Origin of the sequence: Histidinibacterium lentulum (assembly GCF_003789055.1) — a bacterium.
Classification (GTDB): domain Bacteria; phylum Pseudomonadota; class Alphaproteobacteria; order Rhodobacterales; family Rhodobacteraceae; genus Oceanicola; species Oceanicola lentulus.
The window spans coordinates 1-19,258 of record NZ_ML119081.1 but is presented as its reverse complement, the minus strand read 5'-3'; the positions used below and the strand labels follow the sequence as shown (position 1 = coordinate 19,258).

The 19,258-nt window shown below is 63.6% G+C and carries 18 protein-coding genes; 11 read left to right on the top strand and 7 right to left on the bottom strand.

Annotation, left to right across the window (positions count from 1 at the left end; genetic code table 11):
• From EAT49_RS00100 to EAT49_RS00065, 7 genes are all read right to left on the bottom strand, one after another.
• Positions 1-228: a DUF6511 domain-containing protein gene (locus EAT49_RS00100; RefSeq protein ID WP_123640202.1), complete on the bottom strand. Its 228-nt coding sequence runs from the start codon at positions 226-228 to the stop codon at positions 1-3.
• A gap of 140 nt (positions 229-368) precedes the next feature.
• Positions 369-599: a hypothetical protein gene (locus tag EAT49_RS00095; protein ID WP_123640201.1), complete on the bottom strand. Its 231-nt coding sequence runs from the start codon at positions 597-599 to the stop codon at positions 369-371.
• Between the two features lie 79 nt (positions 600-678).
• Positions 679-1,455 carry a hypothetical protein gene (locus tag EAT49_RS00090; RefSeq protein WP_123640200.1) on the bottom strand — a complete coding sequence of 259 codons (777 nt, stop codon included), beginning with the start codon at positions 1,453-1,455 and terminating at the stop codon, positions 679-681.
• 22 nt (positions 1,456-1,477) lie between these two features.
• Positions 1,478-2,914, bottom strand: coding sequence for an ATP-binding protein (locus EAT49_RS21475; RefSeq protein WP_246003707.1), 1,437 nt, complete (start codon positions 2,912-2,914; stop codon positions 1,478-1,480).
• 35 nt (positions 2,915-2,949) lie between these two features.
• The gene (locus tag EAT49_RS00075) at positions 2,950-3,297 is read right to left on the bottom strand and encodes a hypothetical protein (RefSeq protein WP_246003706.1); all 348 of its coding nucleotides are present in this window, start codon (positions 3,295-3,297) and stop codon (positions 2,950-2,952) included.
• Positions 3,297-3,563: a helix-turn-helix transcriptional regulator gene (locus EAT49_RS00070; RefSeq protein WP_123640198.1), complete on the bottom strand. Its 267-nt coding sequence runs from the start codon at positions 3,561-3,563 to the stop codon at positions 3,297-3,299. Before EAT49_RS00070 ends, EAT49_RS00075 begins: the two co-directional genes overlap by 1 nt.
• A 202-nt stretch (positions 3,564-3,765) precedes the next feature.
• Entirely contained in the window at positions 3,766-4,449 is a 684-nt protein-coding gene (locus tag EAT49_RS00065; RefSeq protein ID WP_123640197.1) for a hypothetical protein, read from the bottom strand.
• A gap of 116 nt (positions 4,450-4,565) precedes the next feature.
• Here EAT49_RS00065 and EAT49_RS00060 point away from each other — a divergent pair, with 116 nt between their 5' ends.
• The 11 genes from EAT49_RS00060 (at position 4,566) to EAT49_RS00005 (ending at position 18,952) form a co-directional block, all read left to right on the top strand.
• A complete protein-coding gene (locus EAT49_RS00060) occupies positions 4,566-5,243 on the top strand; it encodes a LexA family transcriptional regulator (protein WP_123640196.1) in 678 nt (225 codons plus the stop codon).
• Between the two features lies 1 nt (position 5,244).
• On the top strand, positions 5,245-5,976 hold the full coding sequence (locus tag EAT49_RS00055) for a hypothetical protein (RefSeq protein ID WP_123640195.1): 732 nt from the start codon (positions 5,245-5,247) through the stop codon (positions 5,974-5,976).
• 323 nt (positions 5,977-6,299) lie between these two features.
• A complete protein-coding gene (locus tag EAT49_RS00045) occupies positions 6,300-6,752 on the top strand; it encodes a DUF2924 domain-containing protein (RefSeq protein ID WP_123640193.1) in 453 nt (150 codons plus the stop codon).
• Positions 6,749-8,059 (top strand): recombinase family protein, encoded by a 1,311-nt coding sequence (locus tag EAT49_RS00040; protein WP_123640192.1) that lies wholly within the window; start codon positions 6,749-6,751, stop codon positions 8,057-8,059. The genes EAT49_RS00045 and EAT49_RS00040 overlap by 4 nt, the downstream gene beginning before the upstream one ends.
• Complete coding sequence (locus EAT49_RS00035) at positions 8,056-8,442, top strand: hypothetical protein (RefSeq protein WP_123640191.1); 387 nt, start codon at positions 8,056-8,058, stop codon at positions 8,440-8,442. The genes EAT49_RS00040 and EAT49_RS00035 overlap by 4 nt, the downstream gene beginning before the upstream one ends.
• Before the next feature lie 316 nt (positions 8,443-8,758).
• Entirely contained in the window at positions 8,759-9,619 is an 861-nt protein-coding gene (locus EAT49_RS00030) for a BrxR family helix-turn-helix transcriptional regulator (RefSeq protein WP_123640190.1), read from the top strand.
• Positions 9,603-11,786, top strand: a complete 2,184-nt coding sequence (locus tag EAT49_RS00025; RefSeq protein ID WP_185020588.1) for a sigma-70 family RNA polymerase sigma factor — start codon at positions 9,603-9,605, stop codon at positions 11,784-11,786. Before EAT49_RS00030 ends, EAT49_RS00025 begins: the two co-directional genes overlap by 17 nt.
• A gap of 40 nt (positions 11,787-11,826) precedes the next feature.
• Complete coding sequence (locus EAT49_RS00020) at positions 11,827-13,293, top strand: ATP-binding protein (RefSeq protein WP_246003705.1); 1,467 nt, start codon at positions 11,827-11,829, stop codon at positions 13,291-13,293.
• Positions 13,290-16,157 carry a Z1 domain-containing protein gene (locus EAT49_RS00015; protein WP_123640187.1) on the top strand — a complete coding sequence of 956 codons (2,868 nt, stop codon included), beginning with the start codon at positions 13,290-13,292 and terminating at the stop codon, positions 16,155-16,157. The genes EAT49_RS00020 and EAT49_RS00015 overlap by 4 nt, the downstream gene beginning before the upstream one ends.
• Positions 16,141-17,145, top strand: coding sequence for a PD-(D/E)XK motif protein (locus EAT49_RS00010; protein ID WP_123640186.1), 1,005 nt, complete (start codon positions 16,141-16,143; stop codon positions 17,143-17,145). The genes EAT49_RS00015 and EAT49_RS00010 overlap by 17 nt, the downstream gene beginning before the upstream one ends.
• A 1-nt stretch (position 17,146) precedes the next feature.
• Entirely contained in the window at positions 17,147-18,952 is a 1,806-nt protein-coding gene (locus EAT49_RS00005) for an AIPR family protein (protein ID WP_123640185.1), read from the top strand.
• The last annotated feature ends 306 nt before the right edge of the window (positions 18,953-19,258 follow it).

Genomic DNA, 19,258 nt, shown 5'->3' with positions numbered 1-19,258 from the left:
CTAGAATGGCAGAGGGTCGTCGAGGGCCGTGCCGGTGCGCTCCTTGCGCGCGGCCTGGTCCTGCATGCTGTCGATGTAGCCGGTAACCGCCGCCTCGATCAGGCGGTCGATGTCCTCGGCGCTGCGGTGAAAGAAGGACTCCATGAGTCCGAGGTCGGTGAGCGCTTCGGCGAAGAGCGTCCGCGCATCGCGGATTGCCTGCGCCTCGCGCGCGGTCTTGTCGATCATGCCGTTGTTCCTTTGGGCGATGGCGCTGCCCACGTCCTGACAGCGGCGCGAGCAGAAGCGGTGGTAGGGGTGGCGATCCCAGCGGAGGCCGTGGCAATAGCCGAAGCCGCGCGCCTCGCGGGCGCAGACGGCGCAGAGCGCTACCCGAGCAAGAAGGTCGCGATCGGGTCCTCCGGCGGCCAGCCCGCCCTCTGGAGCTTTTCGGACTGGAGCACGATCCAGCGCGAGATCGCGTTGCTGGCCATGGCTTCGAGGTCGCCGAGGCCGAGGCTTGCGATGGGGGCGTGCAGTCTTCCTCGGGCCTCGAGCCATCGTCCGATCTCCAGCGCGGCCTCGCGCGTCACATGCGCCTGCCATTCATCCGGGGTCATCGGCCCGGCAGGATCGCGCCGGGCCTCGGGCAGCGGCGAAGGCCGGTTTGACCTCCGCCGCCGCGCTGCCGACTGCGCCTCAGCCATTGAGCCAGGCGGGCATGCCGGTTGCCGGCGCTCCGCCCGGCGCGGACGGCGGGGACGCCGGCGGTTGCTGGGCGGGCGGTTGCTGTGGGGGCTGCTGCGGAGCCGGCGCCTGCGCACCCCATGCCGGAGCCGCCGCCGGGGCTTGCGGTTGCGCCCCCCATGCCGGCGTGGGCGCCTGCCAGGCTGCTGCCTGCGCGCTCGCGGCCTTGCGCGGCGGGGCGTTGACGGGCTCCGGGGGCACGGTTTCGCCACGCATGATCGGGCCGTGTTGCGGCTCGTCGGGCAGAACGACATTCGCGATCCGGTTCTGGTCGCGGTATTGCGGGTTGGAGGCGGGCTCCACCATGATCCGCGCGGCGAAGACGATGCCGTCGAGATGCTTGAGCCCGGGCAGCACCCGCTTGGCCTTGGCGTCGGGGCTCTCGTCCCTGGGATCGAGCCCGAGAGCGCTGTCGACCATCGCCCGAAAGGTGGACTTCGAGATCTTCCAGCCAATCGACTGGCCCTTCTCATCGACCTTGCCGCCCGCCACGGTGAAGCTCTGCCAGAACTTCCGCCGGGCATGTGGGCCCTCGATGATGGTGAACTCGCAATCCAGCATCTTCGCATCGCTCGACTGCGAAGCCTTCAGGAGCTTGGCGTCCATCGGCGTGGCGCCGTCGACGCCGCCGGGGCGTACGGTCAGGCGGACCTTGGCGAAGGTGCCGTCGGGGATCAGCTCGCCGATGGGAGCCATCTGGGGCTGGGCGTCGTTGAGATCGTAGCTCATGGGTCTGTCCTTTGCGTCTGGATCAGGAAGGGATTGCGGATTGGGTGGGCGCGCGGCCGTCGATCTTCGCGATCAGTGCGCCGAGATCGGGCGGCTCCGTGGTGTCGAGACGACCGGAGCGGTCCTTGGCGGGAAGGCCCCAGGGGTTGCCGGAGCGGCAGACGAGCCGGCGCTCGGCGGAGGTCTCATCGAGGGTCCAGTCGCCCTTGGCGTCGCGGCCGAAGAGCTGCATCGAGACCACCTGGTCGACGATGCCCGGCAGCTCGCGCCCGGCCTTCGTGCCCTCCATCTGCGGTTGCCATGTCGTCGTGCCGAACTCGTCGGTGACCTTTTCCAGCACGCCGACGAAGATCACCGTCTTGCCGCGCGCGTGCTGGAGGTGCTTCAGGGCCTGGATCACCTCGCGGCCCAAAAGCCCGTAGGCGCCGCGGACATCCGGTTTGCCGGTCCGCTCGGAGAAGGCCTCGGGCTGCTGGCGGGCATAGGCCATGGCCTGCCGCGTCAGGTCGGTGATCGAGTCGACGAAGACGATCCGCTTCCGGGCGAGGAAGTCCTCGATGCCGGTGCCAAGGTACTGCTGCTGCAGCCAGGCGTGATACTCGGCGCCGTACCAGGACTTCGGATGCTGGGCCGGGTCGTGCCCGCCGATCAGCACCGCGAGGTCTCGGAAATCGGTGAAGCTGCGCACCGGGATCGAGTCCCCGCGCCAGTCCTGTACCGACTTCATGCCGGCCTCGAGATCGAGGCAGACCGTCTCCTCGGCGGGCAGCGTCTTCAGGAGCGTTGTCTTGCCGACGCCGGGTGGGCCGAAGATGGCGAGCGAGGTCTTGTTCTCGGCGGCCGAGAGCCGTTCGTCGGCGGTGATGATGCGGAAGGCCATGGGGTTCTCCGGGATTGCGTTCAGGGTGCGCGGCGGCGGGGGTGACCGGGTGCCGAAGGGGAACCTGCCCGGCGTTACCGCTCGGGCGTCCCGCCGCCGCGCGTCACCGGTCTCGAGCCGGAAGACGGGTTTGCCGGTGGTCTCGCTGCGCGCGTCCGCGAAGCCCTCGCGCATCGCCGCGGGCCAGGCGCCGAAGCGCCGCTCGGGCACGCGATAGGCGATCTCGAGATACTCGGTCGGGTCGTCGCCGGCGGCGCGGATGCGCTCGACCATGGCGGCGAGCCGGTCCTGATCCCACGTGACCTTTTTCGGCAGGTCCGCGACGATCACGACGTTTTCGTCCTCGACGCGCACGGTGCCGCTGGTCTTGCCCTGTGCAGCCCGCTCGGCCGTGGCGGCGGCCTCGTAACGCTGCGCGATCCCGGCCTCGAGCCTGTCCCGCAGCCGCTTCACGCGGGCGGTCTCGGCGAGCGCCGTCGTCTGCAGATCCAGCAGCAGCTCGGGTGCCAGCGCCGCGATGTCGCTTAGGGCGAGACGTTCGAGATCGTTGAAATGCGGGGCGTTGTCGGGATGCGGCATGGTGGGGTCTCCGTTCGAAGGGAATGGCAGGGCCATCACGCGGCGCGCTCTTCGAGGAGCAGCGCCGAAAGCGAGGTGGCGGCGGCTTTGGGTCTCGGACGGGCGACGGCGATGTAAGCGAAGCGATCGGGGCCCGCGCGCTCCTGCACGAGGTGGACGAGGCCCTTCTCGAAGGCGCCCAGCGCGGCCTGACCGAGATCGGCAAGCTGGCGGCGCTCGGGCTCCGGCAGGGTCGAGATCACCGGCGTGACGTCGATCCCGAGGAAGCCGCGGTGATATTCGATCCGGGCGCCGGCTTCGGCCTGCGCAATCCAGGCGTAGAGCTCGACATCGCTGAGCTTCGGCGTTGCCACGCGGGCGCCGATCGGGGTGGCGGCGACCATCAGCATACCCGTGCGGCCCGCGCGGGGTCCGCGGTCAGCTGGCGGCGCGGATGATCGACGCGCGCGACCGCCTCGCTGATCTTCAAGGCACGCTGAAGCTGGCTCTGCTCGAAGGCTTCGACGTCGGCGAGCCGGTAGAGCACGCGCCCGCCGAGTTTGAGAAAGGCCGGTCCCTGGCCGCTGTAGCGCCAGCGTTCCAGCGTCCGGTGGGAGATCCCCCAGCGCCGGGCCAGCTCCTTCTGGTTCAGGCAATGCCTCTGCAGCATCGGTGTCTCCTCTCGTGTCGTCGTTGAGGAGACAGTGCGCAATTACGGTGTGGGATGTCGTGGGGACTGGCGGGGGATGCGGAGGGGGATCAGACGGCCCTTGCGGGACTGGCTCTTGGCCGCTGGCGGGGCGCCGTCATCCCCCACCATCCCTCACTCGTCCCCCTCCCGATCCCACAGGGACCGGGCGGACGGGGATCGGTCAGTCGAGATTCAGACGGTAGCCGCCGCGCCGGTCGGAGCGGATCAGATGCCGCCAGTCTTTCTGCGACTTGAAGACGTCGGCCATGCGCAGGCTCTTCGAGCCGGCGCGCGACAGGATCGCCTTGCCGTTCTGCCAGGGCGCGCCGGCCTGCGCGGCCTCGTGCAGCGCGCGCACGACCTCCGCCTGGATCGGGCCCAGCTTGAACCGGCAGCCGTTGCAGCGAACCTCGAGATAGTCGGCCGAGTGGATGAAGGTGGCCTCCTCCATCGGCTGTCCGCCGGGCGAGAACCCGGTCTCGACCTCGAAACGGTCGCGTTCATCGCGCCTTAGCAGCAGGTCGCCGATCATGACGAGGACGGGCTGCGCATCGCCCCAGGTCTCCGCGTAGTCGGCCCTCGGCGTCCGAAAACTCGCGAGATGAACCTCACCGTACCGGAAAAGCTGGAACACATCACGGGCATGGAGATCGAGCAGGCCGCTGTAGTAGTTCTGCTCCCACGGCACCCGGCAGGTCTCGCCTCGCACGTCCTCCTCGATGTCGCCGAACTCGATCGGCACGCCGAACACGCGCACCGACAGGCGGAGCTTGTCGTTTTCCGCAAGGTAGATCAGGTCCGCTTCCGTGATCTGCCAGCGCTCGAGGATCTCGGGAAGCGTGAAGTACGATTTGTCGATGTGCATTCGCTGCCCTCCGCCCCGATTCCCGTGTAAGATGTTTACCTTCTGTTCTTATTCGCTTGACGGGCTTCGATCAATCCTATTTTATCCTATTTCATCCACAGTTGGGTGGGGATGACATGACCGAGCACCACACGCTTTCCGACCGCCTCAGAGCCCGGGCCAACCAGCTCGGCATCAGTCCCGCCCACGTCGCCGAGATGGCCGGCGTGAACCGTTCGTTCGTCTACGACATCCTCCGCGGACGCTCGACGCGCCCTGGCATAGACCGGCTGGCCGAGGTCGCCCGCGTGCTGAAGGTGGATCGCGACTGGCTGATCCATGGCATCGGTGAGGTGGAGGGGAAGCCCCCCTTCCTGGACAATCCTGACGACGCCTTCGTTGCCATCGCCCACGCCACCCCGCGCCCCGCGATGGGCGGCGGCGCCGTCGTGACCGAGGACGGCGACACGCCCGGCCGGGTCTATCATTTCCGCCGCTCCTGGATCCGAAACAGCCTCAAGGCCACTCCGTCGCAGCTGCGCATCATGCATGTCGAAGGCGACAGCATGGCGCCGACGCTGTTGAGCGGCGACGCGGTGCTGGTCGACATGACCCGTCGCGCCCCCAACCCGCCCGGCATCTTCGTTCTGGACGACGGGATGGGACTGGTGGCCAAGCGGCTGGAGCACATCCCCAACAGCGACCCGCCCGCGGTGCGCGTCATCTCCGACAACAAGCACTATCCTGAATACGAAAGAACGGCAGACGAGATTCACATCGTCGGCCGCATCCGATGGTTCGCGCGGGAGATCTGAGGTGATCGCGCTGCGGGAGATGGACGATGCCGATCCGGCGCTGGGGTTCTCGCCGCTGGTGCGCGGGATGGAGAAGACCTTCGCCTGGATCGGCGAGCATGGCGGCATCCCCCTGACGCCGTCCAAGGCCTTCAAGCGGGTCTTCGTGCACTGGGCCGCGGCCGCGTTCGACTGGCCCGGCCACACCGAGGCGGACCTCTTCGCCGTCAACAAGGTGCTGAACGAGCCTGACTTCGCCCCGCTCATGGTGCTGCACGACCTGATGATCGCGATGAAGCTCGGGCGGCACTACAAGGGTGAGTTCCGCCTGACCAAGACCGGCCAGGCGCTGACGGGCCATCCCGGCCGGATTTTCGGCACGGTCGTCCCGTTCTTCCTGTTCCGGATCAACCACGCCAGCATGTCGCGGTTCGACGACGCGCCGATCCTGGGCAATTGGGACGTGTTCCTGAACGTGCTCAACGTCGAGACCGAGGACGGCGCCACGGGCGCGCACCTCCGCCGCGTATTCTTCGGCGAGCCTGAGAAGGGACCTCTCCCGCGCTACGACGAGGTGATGGGCCAGCTCTACATCCACGTCCTGCGCCCGCTCTGCTGGGCTGGCCTGTTGCAGCAGGAGCGGGGAACGACCAGCTATCGCTGCGAGGAGGCGGTGTTCATGAAAACGCCGCTCTGGAGATCGGCGCTGGTTCTAGACACCGATGCACAGGTCGCGCCGGCGACACGTCACTGAGGCTCCGCCGGTTCCCATCCTCTGCGCAGGCTTACGCGGGACTCCCATAAGCCTTTGAATCCGATTGTTTTCGGAGAGTGCGCGGGTAGCGTTTCCCTCATGCGAAACGCCCCGACATACCCACGGCTGGGCTCGAACCCACTGCCACCCGACCAGATGACCCCCGCCGAGCGCCGCGCCGAGTTGTGCGGCCTGCTGGCGCTCGGGCTGGTCCGACTTCGACTGCGGGAAGTGGGCGAACCTTCTGACGATACTGGAGAAATTCACCTACACTCTCCGGCGAGCGCATGCCGTCATGAAACTCCAACTCACCGGAGAACCGCATGACGACCCACGATCCCATCCCCGCGCGCCTCGCCGCGCTGAAGGCCGCCTCGACGGCAGACCTGAAGGCGCAGTGGCGCGATCTGTTCGACAGCGAGCCGCCGCCGTTCAACCGCCGCTACCTGGAGAGCCGGCTGGCCTATCGCATCCAGGAACTGGCCTATGGCGGGTTGAAGCCCGAGACCATCCGGCGGCTGGAACGGCTGGGGGAGGACCTCGACGGCGGTGACCGCAAGAAGAGCCGCGTCCGCGCCGACACCATGCCCATCGCCGGCACGCGGCTGATCCGCGAGTGGCAGGGCGTTGAGCACGTCGTCACCGTCACCGCAGACGGGTTCGAGTGGCAAGGGCGGCCGTACAAGTCGCTCTCGGCCATCGCGCGAGCCATCACCGGCACGCGCTGGAACGGCTGGGTGTTCTTCGGGCTCAAGAACCGGAGGGCGCGGACATGACGAAGCCGATCGTCCGAAAGCTGCGGTGCGCGATCTACACTCGGAAATCATCCGAGGAAGGGCTGGAGCAGGAGTTCAACTCGCTCCACGCCCAACGCGAGGCATGCGAAGCCTACATCGCCAGCCAGCGCTCAGAGGGCTGGGTGCTGGTCCGCGATCAGTATGACGACGGCGGCATCTCGGGCGGCACGCTGGAGCGGCCCGGATTGAAGCGGCTGCTGGAGGATATCGAGGACGGGCTGGTCGACGTGGTGGTGGTCTACAAGATCGACCGCCTCAGCCGGTCCCTCGCGGATTTCGCCAAGCTGGTCGAGGTGTTCGACCGAAACGGCGTGACTTTCGTCTCGGTCACGCAGTCCTTCAACACGACCACGTCGATGGGCCGGCTGACGCTTAACATCCTGCTCTCGTTCGCCCAGTTCGAGCGCGAGGTCACTGCAGAGCGCATCCGCGACAAGGTCGCAGCCAGCCGGAAGAAGGGCATGTGGATGGGCGGGGTGCCGCCCTTCGGTTACAGGGTGGAAAACCGGAAGCTTCTGGTCGATGAGGAGAACTCCGAGCATGTGCGCTGGATCTTCGCCCGATTCATCGAAATCGGCTCCTGCACGCTGCTGGCCCGCGAGGTCGGCGCGCGGGGCATTGCCACGCCGCGCGGCAATCGGATCGACAAGAAGTACCTCTATCGGATGCTGTCCAACCGCGCGTATATCGGTGAGGCGGTTCACAAGGGCGACAGCTACCCGGGCGAGCACAATGCGATCATCGACCGCGAGACGTGGGACCGCGTTCACGCCATCCTGCAGGAGAGCCCTCGCAAGCGCGCCGCCCGCACCCGCGCCGAGACGCCCGCGCTCCTGAAGGGGCTGCTGTTCGGGCCCGATGGCGCAGCGTTCTCACCGACACACACCCGCAAGGGTGGTCGGCTCTATCGCTACTATGTCAGCCAGACGGTGCTGAAGCACGGGGCTGGGGCTTGCGCGGTCGGCCGCGTGCCCGCTGGCGACATCGAGGCGGCAGTGGTTCACCAACTGCGCGCTGTGTTCCGCCAGCCCGAGATCGTAGCGGGGACATGGAAAGCGGCGCGGACGCAGGACGACGGAATCACCGAGGCCGACGCCCGCGCGGCGCTGCAGCAGCTCGATCCGCTGTGGGATGAACTGTTCCCCGCCGAACAGGCGCGCATCATGGCGTTGCTGGTCGAGCGCGTGGACATTGGCACGGACGGGCTCAACGTCCGGCTGCGCGTCGACGGGCTCGGCAGCCTCGCGCGCGAGATGCTGGCCGGCGGCATCGAGGCGGCCGCATGAACCGCAGCACGCCGATCCCGGAGACTGTGACGCTCCATGTCCCGTTCCGCATCGTGAAGCGCGGCGGGAAGAAGGAGATGCAGTTGCCAGAAGGCGCGGCGCACTCGCGGCGGACCGACAACACGCTGGTCAAGGCACTGGCTCGCGCGTTCCGCTGGAAACGGATGCTGGAGTCGGGTGAGTTCGCTACCATCGCCGAACTGGCCGAACGGGAGGGCATCGCGCCCTCCTACATGACCCGCGTCCTGCGGTTGACGCAGCTTGCGCCCGACATCGTTGAAGCGATCCTGGACGGCAAGCAGAGGCCGGAGGTGGCGCTTGCGCAGCTGCTGGAGCCGTTCCCGATCATATGGACAGACCAGCAATCCATATTCGAGCTGTAGGCGGCTTCGCGGCTGACAAATTCGCGCGCCAACATTAGCTTGCCATATCAGCCGCTTTTTCTGAAGGCTCCGCCCGTTTCCATGATTTGCAGGATCGAAGACGCCGCGGCGCTCGAGCCGAAGTGCTGAGAGCCGCCGGGGACGAGAAGAACGGCCGTCTATTGAGGTTCGCGACGTTGGCCGTGTTGCCTGCCCCAAAAGCACAACTGCGTTATGCATTTGCATTGCCAGATGATGATCTCCCGGCTAGCCTGATGTAGACCCAGAAAATGGGCGCGCATAGTTACCATGCGCATCATGGCGCTTGGAGGCCGCGGTGGACAACGATAGGTCCGAACTTCGCTGGGGAGTCGAGCAGCGTCTCGAGTTCATAGAGTTCCGCCTGTTCTGGGAGGGACATGTGAACCGCAGCGACCTGATGGACCAGTTCGGGGTCTCGGTGAACCAGGCGTCCACCGACCTGAACCGTTACATCGGCTTCGCACCCGACAACATGTTCTACGACAAGAGCGCGCGGACTTACGTCCGTGGCCCCGAGTTCAAGCCCCGGTTCCTCGAACCCGACGCAAGCCGCTACCTCGCCCAGCTTCGGTCGGTAGCAGACGGGATCCTCGACCGCGAGGACTCTTGGATCGCCGATCTCCCACCCTACGCCTCAGCCCCGACCCCGGTGCGCGGCGTCAATCCGGTGACGCTCCGCTCCGTGGTCGGCGCCATACGCCGGTCCGAGGCGATCGAGGTGAAGTACCAGTCCCTGTCCAGTCCGGAGCCGCGCTGGCGCTGGATCGCTCCGCACGCCATCGGGTTCGACGGGTTCCGTTGGCACACACGGGCGTTCTGCCTGACCGACAAAGCCTTCAAGGACTTCCTGCTCTCGCGAATGCTCGAGATTCGAGAGTGTCGGGAAAGCGATGTGTCCGCGACGGACGACCACGACTGGAACACTGAAGCCACTCTGGAAATCGGGCCCCACCCCGCCCTTTCCGAAACCCAGGCCAAGGTCATCGCGCTCGACTACGGGATGCGTGGCGGCAAGGCGAAGATCAAGGTCCGGCGCGCGCTGCTGTACTACGCGCTCAGGCGTCTCGGGCTTGATACTGATCCCGGCGCGAGGAAGCCGCAGGACCAGCAGATCGTGCTTCTCAACAGGGAGGTCATTCATGAAGATCATGGATAGACTGTCCCGCATCCTCGGCAGTCGCGACCAAGCGGCGAGCGAACCGGAAAGCCATGTTCTTGGGCCTTTCGAGATCCGGCTGATCGCCGAAGGGAAGCTCGAGAGGCTTGCCGAATTTGCGGCATCTTCTCGCCTCCACGCCGCCGATCCGAAGGGGGACACGCCCCTCCACCTTGCGGCGCGCATGGGGAATCTTGCCGTCTGCGATCTCTTCATTCGGTCCGGCGCCGAACCCGGCGCACTGAACCACGACCGACAGACACCTGCGGATGTGGCATTTGCCGAAGGTCACGGTCTCGCCGCGCAGCTTCTGTCTTCGCTTGTTGCGGGGTCTCCGGAGACGGAAATGGAGAAGGTTGGCGGGCGCGAGGTTTCACTTGTGGTCGAGAATGTCACCGGGCCCGATAGAGTTCCGGAACATCGTGCCCCTGTGTTTCAGGAGACGGAGCCAGCGGATAGGGTCGACGACCTCAATGACCTGCTGACTTTCGAAGCTGAGGCAGAACCAGAGGAATTCTTCGATCAGTACGCCGGCGATACGGCATCGGGGACATTCGTAGCGCTCGTCAGTTCGTCACCCGTGGTTTCGGATGACGAGGATGGGGATTGGGATCTCGACCTTTCACAAGCACCAATTTCCGGAGAGGGCATCGGCTCCAGTGCCGCTGCGGCCGCCGATCACGGTGCAGAGAGTGACTTCCTGCAGGTCCGCAACCGCGGCCGGCAATCGGTCAAACGAGCGGTCGTCCAGACCGGCACGCGGATGTCGATCGACCCAGATCTCTGCTTCACCTGGGCTGAGGAGATTCTGGCTAAGGGTCGGTGCTCCCTCGACGATATCGACCGCCTGGTCGCCCATTGCGAAGGGAATGGTGATCTCGAGGAACTGCGCATCAATCTCCAGCGCAACCTGGAAGCAGCTGGCTTCGATCTCGCTCAAGCGACGGGGCATGATGCCGACATTTGGGACGCCGTCTCAGACACATCGTCCGATGACCTTGCTGACGCGATAGAGGCAGCCCTTACGCGTTGGACGCGGCTTCCCGGCACACAGCGATTCGTCATGGACAAATCAGAAGAGCTGCAACTGCTGGAGCCAATGATGCGGGCCAAGCAGGAACTCCAGCTGGGCATCCTGGCCTCCGAGACCGCCGTCGAAACGATCCTCGACGTCATGGACCGCATCCGCGACGGTTCGCGAGACCCCGGCTCGGTCTCCCTGAGAACCATTATTCCCTCGCGACCGGGCCATGCGGAGACGTCCGAAGTAATGGCCGCCGCGGACGCCCTGAGGTCTTGGAACACTACTGGCCGGGTAACGGACGGCAAACGACGAAGAGAGGCACTTGCTGCGCTCGAGGCATTGGATCTCTCTCTGGCATTCCAAAAGGAGTTGGTCCGCAGACTGGAGCAGTTCCCAGCGTGCCAAGCCGAGGCCAGTCAGCTGGAAGCCGAAATCCTGATCTCCGAATCCGCTACCGAACACCTTATCCGCGAGCACCTGCCTTACGTGCGGCGGTTTGCCTCGCGGAACGTGGAGGAAGGCGAGGATCCAGAGGACGTCTTTCAGGTCGCGTTCATGGGTCTGCAGCGTTCCACAAGGCGATTTGATCCCGAACGTGGTTATCGCTTCCTCATCTACGCCACCTATTGGATGCGACAGGCCATCATGCGATGGCGCGCTGATGAAGGCGCGGCGATCCGCATCCCGGTGCATCGGAACGAGAAGATCACCAAACTTGATCGCGCCCTCGACAGGCTGGACGTTCGGGTCGGCGGTGCCGTTTCCGACCTTGATCTTGCCGAAGAGCTGGAATGGGCAATCGACGAGGTCAGACAGTTCCGCGGCATCCCACGTGAAGCCGAATATCCCGCAAGCCTTGACGACTGGGACAACCTGCTGCCCGAGCCTTCAGAAGTGGATGTCTTCGACCAGGCAGAAACCGAGAGGATCGTGACAGAAGCGCTGGCTGATCTGCCGGAACGTCAGGCTGATGTGATCCGGATGCGCTTTGGTATAGGGCGCGAGACCGACATGACCCTCGAGGAAATCGGTCAGATCTACGGCGTGACGCGCGAGCGCATTCGTCAGATCGAAGCGAAGGGCCTTGATCGACTTTCCCATCCGGGCCGCAAGCGTCGGCTCCAGGAATTGTTGGGGATGTGACGGGATGGGTGTGAGAAATGCTCCTCCTCATGCCGGATCGATGCTCGAGTCCCTTCGTGGACTCGGCTATGCGCCTCCCACCGCACTTGCCGATCTGGTGGACAATTCCATCGCCGCAAATGCCCGCGACGTCGCCGTTCATCTTGAGTGGGCCGGTCCAGAGAGCTGGGTAAGAATCGTCGATGACGGTGACGGCATGGACGACGCGGCTCTGGAGGCGGGCATGCGTCTTGGCGCTCGCGATCCGAGGGCTGAACGCGCCGCCACCGACCTCGGGCGCTTCGGGCTCGGCTTGAAGACGGCCAGCTTCTCTCAGGCCCGTCGCCTCACCGTCGCCAGTCGGAAGGAAGGTGGACCGGTCGTCTGCCTGCGCTGGGACCTCGATCTCATCGGTCAGGAACCCGGGGCAGACTGGCCGCTCTTCGAGGGACCGGCGCCGGGATCAGAGCATCTGCTCGCGCCGCTGGATCAGATGGCCCACGGCACCGTCGTACTCTGGGAGAAACTTGACCGTATCGTGACGGATGGCTTCGTGGCCACCGACATGATCGAGCTCGCGGATCGCGTGGAGGCGCATCTTGCGATGACCTTCCATCGCCTCATCGATGGCCAACAGCCTATTCTGCGCCTCTCGCTCAATGGCAGAGGGTTGAAGCCTTGGGATCCGTACCTCATCGGCCATCCCGGCAAGGCGCTCGAAAGTCCGGAGTATCGGATCCTCCACACCACCGGTGTGACCGTGCAATGCCACGTCCTTCCGCATCGCGACATGCTCAAACCTGCCGAGCAGGAAGCGGCGGCGGGGCCCGGGGGATGGACGCAGCAGGAGGGCTTCTACGTCTACCGCAACAAGCGTCTCCTTCTCGCTGGGGGGTGGCTTGGCCTCGGCGATGGCGGCAAACCATGGCCGCGCGATGAAGCTCACAGGCTCGCACGTATTCGGCTCGACATACCGAACAGCGCGGATGCCGATTGGAAGATCAATGTCCTGAAATCGACGGCCAGCCCCCCGGTGCGTCTGCGATCCCAGCTGCATCGTCTCGCAACAGAAACACGCGACACGGCGCGGCGGGTCTTCGCACACCGCGGACACGTGACCCCGGCCTCAGGCACGCGCCCGAACGCAGTCGCCGAAGCATGGCAAGCACGGCGTTCGGCACAAGGAACGTCTTACCGGATCGCTCGTGACCATGATCTTGTCGCCTCGATCCTCGATCGCGCCGGTCCACTCAAGTCCGACATCCTCGCTCTTCTGAGGCTGATCGAAGAGACAGTGCCCGTGCAGCGTATCTGGCTGGATACGGCGGAAGACAAGGAGACGCCGAGAACTGGCTTCATCGGAGCGGCCGAGAACGAGGTGATGGAGACCCTGTCCTCGATGTTTGAAGCACTGGTGAAGTTCCGCGGGCTCAGCCCGACCGAGGCACGCGAGCGGCTCGGTCGCACGCCCCCATTCGACCGGCACCTCGACCTCGTTGCAGCCCTTGAAGCGAAAGACACGCAATGACGATTTCAAACCAGAAGGCCTTCGATTCAATCCTTTCCATGGCCCAGAACATGCTCCGCCTTGCTGCGGAACGCGCTCAGAGCCCTGTCACTCCGGAAATGATCGAGAAGGAGCTGACCAAGCTGTCGATCATGATGGAGGACGATTTCGCCCTTGTTGATAGGGACGCGCTCGTTGACGAGCTGATCCGCCGTTCAAGCCGCACGGTGGGCGAGAACGCCACCCTGTCGAGCGGTGAGGACCATGTCGCCTGGCTTGATGCAGAAAGGAAGAAGGGCTGGACCTATTGGCAGCGTTACTCGGAGTACATGGAAGCGCGCATCCCCTGGACGGCCCTAGATGCTCTCGATGTCGCCACTGACGAAGTCCTTTCGCAGCTCGAGGACCCGACCCGGGAAGGCGCTTGGGATCGTCGCGGCCTGGTCGTGGGCCACGTCCAGTCGGGGAAGACAGGCAACTATACTGGACTGATCTGCAAGGCCGCCGACGCTGGTTACAAAATCATCATCGTGCTCGCCGGCCTGCACAACAACCTTAGAGCACAGACCCAGATCCGCCTCGACGAGGGGTTTCTCGGTTTTGCCACCATCGCGGATGCTGACGAGCTCCCAGCAGTGGGGGTCGGACTGATCGACAAGGACATGTCGGTCCGTCCCAATGCTGCAACGAATCGGAGCGACAAGGGCGACTTCAACACGGCAGTTGCCGCGAAGATGAACATCAGCCCGGAACAGCGACCGTGGTTGTTCGTGGTCAAGAAGAACAAGACGGTGCTCGAGCGCCTGCTGCACTGGATCCGCAACCGTGTGGCCAATCACGTCGACCCCGAAACAGGGCGCAAACTCGTCACCAACCTGCCTCTCATGGTGATCGACGACGAGTCCGATCACGGATCTGTCGACACCGGTGAAGATGTCGTGGACGAGTTCGGCAACCCGGATCTCGAACACGAGCCCAAGACGATCAACAGGTTGATCCGGTCGATCCTCCACCATTTCTCGCGGAAGGCCTATGTCGGTTACACGGCTACACCCTTTGCGAACATCTTCATTCATGATCGCGGGGAGACTCAGGAGCACGGACCGGACCTCTTCCCCGCAGCCTTCATCACCAGCCTTGCGGCGCCATCGAATTATGTCGGACCGGGCCGTGTCTTCGGATCAGCTTCCAGCACGCCAGAAGACCTGCCTCTGGTGCGCCCGCTTTCGGACGATGAGTTCCAGCCGTGGATGCCGCCACGACACAAAAACGGCTACCGGCCGCGATGGCAGGGGGAGGACCGTGTGCCGGACTCGCTCGCAGAAGCGATCCGCTCCTTCGTCTATGCCTGTGCCGTGAGGAAGCTGCGCGGACAGGGCAGCAAACACTCCTCGATGCTCATCCACGTTACCCGCTTCACCTCGGTACAGAATGCTGTCGTCAACCAAGTCGCAGAGTACGTGCGAGATCTTAAGGGCCGCTACACACGCGGCATCGAGCTCGACAACCTCGAGGCGTCCATGCGCACGGAGTATGAGGAAACCTTTCTGCCGGGGATGCAGCGTATCCGTTCCGCCCTCGTCGAAGACGAAGCGCTGGAGGACTTCTCGTGGGCCGACATTCGCGCCGTCCTCCCAGACGTGCTGTCCGACATTCGCGTCCGCGAGATAAACGGCACGGCCAAGGACGCACTCGACTACGCCGACAATGATGGCACCGGCCTCAAGGTGATTGCCATCGGCGGCGACAAGCTGGCGCGCGGTCTGACGCTGGAGGGTCTCTGCACAAGTTACTTCCTTCGGACCGCGCGCATGTACGACACACTGATGCAGATGGGGCGCTGGTTCGGCTACCGCGACGGCTACCTTGATGTCTGCCGCCTCTACACGTCGCAGGAAATGGTGGAGTGGTTCGGCCATATCGCCGATGCCGCCGAAGAGTTGCGTCAGGAGTTCGACAACATGGTCGCGGCCGGCGCCACGCCAAAACAGTTCGGTCTGCGAGTGAAATCGCATTCGGTGCTGACGGTGACCTCTCGGGCCAAGATGAGAAACGCTCGAGCGATGCAGCTGACCTATTCGGGCGACCTTCTGCAAACTATCGTGTTCCCCAACCGCAAGGACGACATCACGGCGAACTTCAAGGCCACGGATCGGTTCATCAACGCACTCGGTCCATCGACGGATCTGAATGATCAGCATTTCGTTCCACAAGGCCAGAAGTGGAACGGTCACCTTTGGCGAGATGTGCCGGCCCTGAGCGTCATCTCGTTCCTGCGGGATTACAGAACCCACCCTGCCAGTTTCCGGATCATGAGTCCGCTGATTGCGGACTTCATCGAGGAGATGAACAAGGATAGCGAGCTTACGAGCTGGACAGTTGCGCTGATCGGAAAGGATACGGGCCCGGACGACAAGTACCGCAAGGTCGGCGGCTCTTCGGTCAACATGCTGAAGCGGAGGAGAACGACCGAACATGCAGATCGATATTCTATCAAGACCCTGATCTCGCCTCGCGATCAGGCCATCGATCTGACGGAAGCAGAATGGAAGGCTGCGCTCGACCTCAGCCAGAAAACGTGGCGCAACGATACAGATCGCAATGAGGGCAAGGAGCCTCCGTCAGAGCCGAGAGGTCCGCAGATCCGTCATATTCTCGGGGAAGGAGACACCGAAGCAGGCGTCCGGGCGCGCCGGGAGCGTGGTCTCCTGATGCTCTATCTGCTCGATCCCGAGGGTGCCGAGGTCGAAGAGCTAAAGGATGCCGATCCCGTCGTCGCCTGGGCAATCAGTTTTCCGTCAAGCAACTCCGAGAGAAGGGTCTCCAATTCGAGGTACATCGCCAACAGCGTACTGTGGGGAGGCCTCAATGAGTGGGTGGACTGAAGAGGGAATCGCACGTGCCTGGCGAGCTCTCGCGCGCCAAGAAGCGGCGGAAGACTGGCGATTTGTCCACCTCACAGGGATGGGCGCCGTCTCGGTCGAAGCAGGCTGTCACTTTCCGCTCGGTCGGGAAGCCCTGATCGTCTCTTTTCCCGGATCGTGGCCAGTCAATCCGGCACGGCTGCCCGAAGGCAAGGGTTTCGACGTCTCCTGCATCGAGGGTCAAACCGTATTCGCGGGCAAGACGGCGATCGCCCTCGTGAGGCGACCAGAGGGCTCACCTGATATCTTCGCCATAATGGTCGTGGATGTCTTGAGAACGCTGGAGACTGCGGCCAATAGCGCGAGCCGCGACGTTGCGGACGCCTTCCTCGAACGGGTCCGGGAGTGGCAGGCTTTCATGGCCCGAACGCACCGTCCTCTTTCGTCCGATGCGCAGATCGGCCTGCTCGGCGAACTCTGGATGCTCAGGCAGCTCACGGAAACCTCCCTTGGAGGTGGTGCTCTAGACTGCTGGCAGGGGCCGTTGCGGGCTGCACAGGACTTCCACGTTCGGGGTGGCGCGATAGAGGTGAAGAGCACGGTCCGGACCGGCAGCTTCCTCGCGCGGATCAACAGCATCGAACAGCTGGATAGTGACCGGGCGCCCAACTTACTGTGCGCCTTTCGCTTCGAGGAGAGTACCGATGGGATCTCACTCGTCGGCCTTGTGACTGAGCTCCGAGAGAGGTTCGGACTGGCTGGAGTGCAACGCGGGTTCGAAGCTCTGCTCATGGTGATGGGGTACCTCGACGAGCACGCAGCGCTCTACGGGCGCACACTGACATTGAAGGACGCAAGGGCGTTCCGCGCGGAAGGTGACATGCCGCGTCTCACGCGCGCTGCGCTTCCAGCTGCTATCCGCTCAGCTGCCTATGTGCTCGACCTCGACGCGCTCGAAGTTCCCTCGATCGGACTTTCAGAGTTGATCAACGAATTTGGACTGGATTGACATGAGCCTCGACGAATTTCATCGCAACTTTCGTTCCGACCTGCAGACCATTATCGCCGAGCGCGTAGAGGCTGGCGAAGGCCCATTTCCTTCGGATGAGCTCGTTTTTGCAGAAATGGTCATGGAGCATGTCGCAGAAACCGGGATTTGCGAGTCACCAACCGTCTGCCACTGGAGCGGCAAGGTCGGCAACGCGAAACTCCGCATTACGGGCTATGCGCTCAGCTCCGATGAAACGGCTCTAGACCTCTTCGTGACCCACTATTTCGGGACCGAAGAACTGAACGATCTCAGGGACTCGGATGCCACCGCAACCGCAAGCGAAGGCGTTCGCTTTCTGTTTCGAGCGGCAAGCGGCAATCTCGATGCAAGGATCGATCCGACGCATCCCGTCAGGGATCTGGTTGCGACCATTCGTTCTCGCTGGGGCGACATCGACCGACTTCGTGTGTTCGTGATCACCGATGGGAAGACCAAGACCAAGCGGTTCTCGAACAAAGAGGTTCACCAGAAGATGGTGGCCATCGAGGCCATGGATATGGAGAGGCTGTTCCGCCATACCGAGGGCAAACCGCGAGACGAACTGGCCGTAAGTTTCGTCCAGTCGATCGGTCGGGCGCTTCCCTGCGTACATGTTCCAGACCCGGACGCTGACTACGAGTATGCCCTAGCTGCCATTCCCGGGCAGCTCATTCGGGATCTCTATCTGCGCTACGGGACGACGTTGCTTGAAGCCAATATTCGTACCTTTCTGGGGAACAAGCGCGCGGTCAACAAGGGCATCGTCGAAACGCTGCGAAAGGAACCGGAGCACTTCCTCGCCTTCAACAATGGCCTTGTGCTTGTCTGCGACGAAGCGGCCTTCGAGCGGACCGAGGACGGGAATCTGGGCCTGTCCTTTCTGAAGGGTCTGCAGATCGTGAACGGCGGCCAGACGACCTCGACCATCTACTTTTCATCTCGCGATGATCGCACGATCGATCTCAGCCATGTCATGGTCCCGGCCAAGATCATCATCCTGAAGGGATCGCAGGATGAAGCGCGCGAGAGACTGATCAGCAACGTGTCCCGCTACGCGAACAGTCAGAACGCGGTGAAAATGTCCGACCTGTCTGCAAACCGCCCGTTCCATCGAGAGCTTGAGAAACTCGCAAACGAAACCTGGTGCCCGGACGGTGCGACGCGATGGTTCTACGAGCGCGCAGCTGGCGCCTACAACGTCATGCTGCTGAGAGAAGGCACCACGCCGGCCAAAAGGCGAAACCTGAAGGAGATGATCCCGCCGAAACGCAAGCTGACCAAGAATGACATCGCCAAGTACCACGAAGCGTGGCGCTGCAAACCGAACCAGGTCGCCATGGCTGGCGAGAAGAACTTCGCGGCCTTCATGGCTGCTCTCGATGACGATCCAACCATTGTGCCCAGCCCGCTCGATGCCCGCTGGTATCGGGCGATGATCGCCAAGGTCATACTGTTCAAGGCGATCGAGAGCATGATCAAGACGAAGGAGGCGAAGGAGGTGTTCCGCCAGGGATGGGTGAACATCGCCACCTACGTGGTGTCGGTGGTCGCTGACCGACTTGGCGACAGGCTCGACCTCGAGCAGATATGGATGCGGCAAGGGATTTCGGGTGGTTTGCGGGACCTGCTCTGGGACTGGGCAGTGATCGTGAACGCCGAATTCAACAGGATCGCTCCGGGTCAGCAGATTTCAGAAGTCGCGAAACGTGCGGACACCTGGGCAAAGATCAGAGCGGCTGACTACCCGCCTCATTCGTTGTCTATTCCTGAGATCAAATCTCTCTGAATCGAAGGCGGCGCACTAGCATGCCAGAATCGAAGCAGGATTTGTTAAAGTTTTGTGGTCCGACGGAATACTCCCTAAGGAATCTCGCAGACGGTGTGATCTATTGTCAGCACTATTCAGCCTATAATGACCCGTTTGAGTTCTGGAGCAACATCTACGAGGGAATTCCCGACGCTTTGGTAACCGGCCGGTTAGGACCGCAGCTCAGGCGACGGCCTTGTCCTCCTGAGTGAGCGGCACCCAGTTCCACGGCAGCAGGTCGTCGAGGCGGTTGATCTTGTGGTCGCCGATCCGGGCGAGGATGTC

What these genes read in the sequence shown, in the direction of transcription:
- EAT49_RS00100 (WP_123640202.1), bottom strand. Translation starts at nt 228, where the DNA reads ATGATCGACAAGACCGCGCGCGAGGCGCAGGCAATCCGCGATGCGCGG.
- EAT49_RS00095 (WP_123640201.1), bottom strand. Translation starts at nt 599, where the DNA reads ATGACCCCGGATGAATGGCAGGCGCATGTGACGCGCGAGGCCGCGCTG.
- EAT49_RS00090 (WP_123640200.1), bottom strand. Translation starts at nt 1,455, where the DNA reads ATGAGCTACGATCTCAACGACGCCCAGCCCCAGATGGCTCCCATCGGC.
- EAT49_RS21475 (WP_246003707.1), bottom strand. Translation starts at nt 2,914, where the DNA reads ATGCCGCATCCCGACAACGCCCCGCATTTCAACGATCTCGAACGTCTC.
- EAT49_RS00075 (WP_246003706.1), bottom strand. Translation starts at nt 3,297, where the DNA reads ATGGTCGCCGCCACCCCGATCGGCGCCCGCGTGGCAACGCCGAAGCTC.
- EAT49_RS00070 (WP_123640198.1), bottom strand. Translation starts at nt 3,563, where the DNA reads ATGCTGCAGAGGCATTGCCTGAACCAGAAGGAGCTGGCCCGGCGCTGG.
- EAT49_RS00065 (WP_123640197.1), bottom strand. Translation starts at nt 4,449, where the DNA reads ATGCACATCGACAAATCGTACTTCACGCTTCCCGAGATCCTCGAGCGC.
- EAT49_RS00060 (WP_123640196.1), top strand. Translation starts at nt 4,566, where the DNA reads ATGACCGAGCACCACACGCTTTCCGACCGCCTCAGAGCCCGGGCCAAC.
- EAT49_RS00045 (WP_123640193.1), top strand. Translation starts at nt 6,300, where the DNA reads ATGACGACCCACGATCCCATCCCCGCGCGCCTCGCCGCGCTGAAGGCC.
- EAT49_RS00040 (WP_123640192.1), top strand. Translation starts at nt 6,749, where the DNA reads ATGACGAAGCCGATCGTCCGAAAGCTGCGGTGCGCGATCTACACTCGG.
- EAT49_RS00035 (WP_123640191.1), top strand. Translation starts at nt 8,056, where the DNA reads ATGAACCGCAGCACGCCGATCCCGGAGACTGTGACGCTCCATGTCCCG.
- EAT49_RS00025 (WP_185020588.1), top strand. Translation starts at nt 9,603, where the DNA reads ATGAAGATCATGGATAGACTGTCCCGCATCCTCGGCAGTCGCGACCAA.
- EAT49_RS00020 (WP_246003705.1), top strand. Translation starts at nt 11,827, where the DNA reads ATGCTCGAGTCCCTTCGTGGACTCGGCTATGCGCCTCCCACCGCACTT.
- EAT49_RS00015 (WP_123640187.1), top strand. Translation starts at nt 13,290, where the DNA reads ATGACGATTTCAAACCAGAAGGCCTTCGATTCAATCCTTTCCATGGCC.
- EAT49_RS00010 (WP_123640186.1), top strand. Translation starts at nt 16,141, where the DNA reads ATGAGTGGGTGGACTGAAGAGGGAATCGCACGTGCCTGGCGAGCTCTC.
- EAT49_RS00005 (WP_123640185.1), top strand. Translation starts at nt 17,147, where the DNA reads ATGAGCCTCGACGAATTTCATCGCAACTTTCGTTCCGACCTGCAGACC.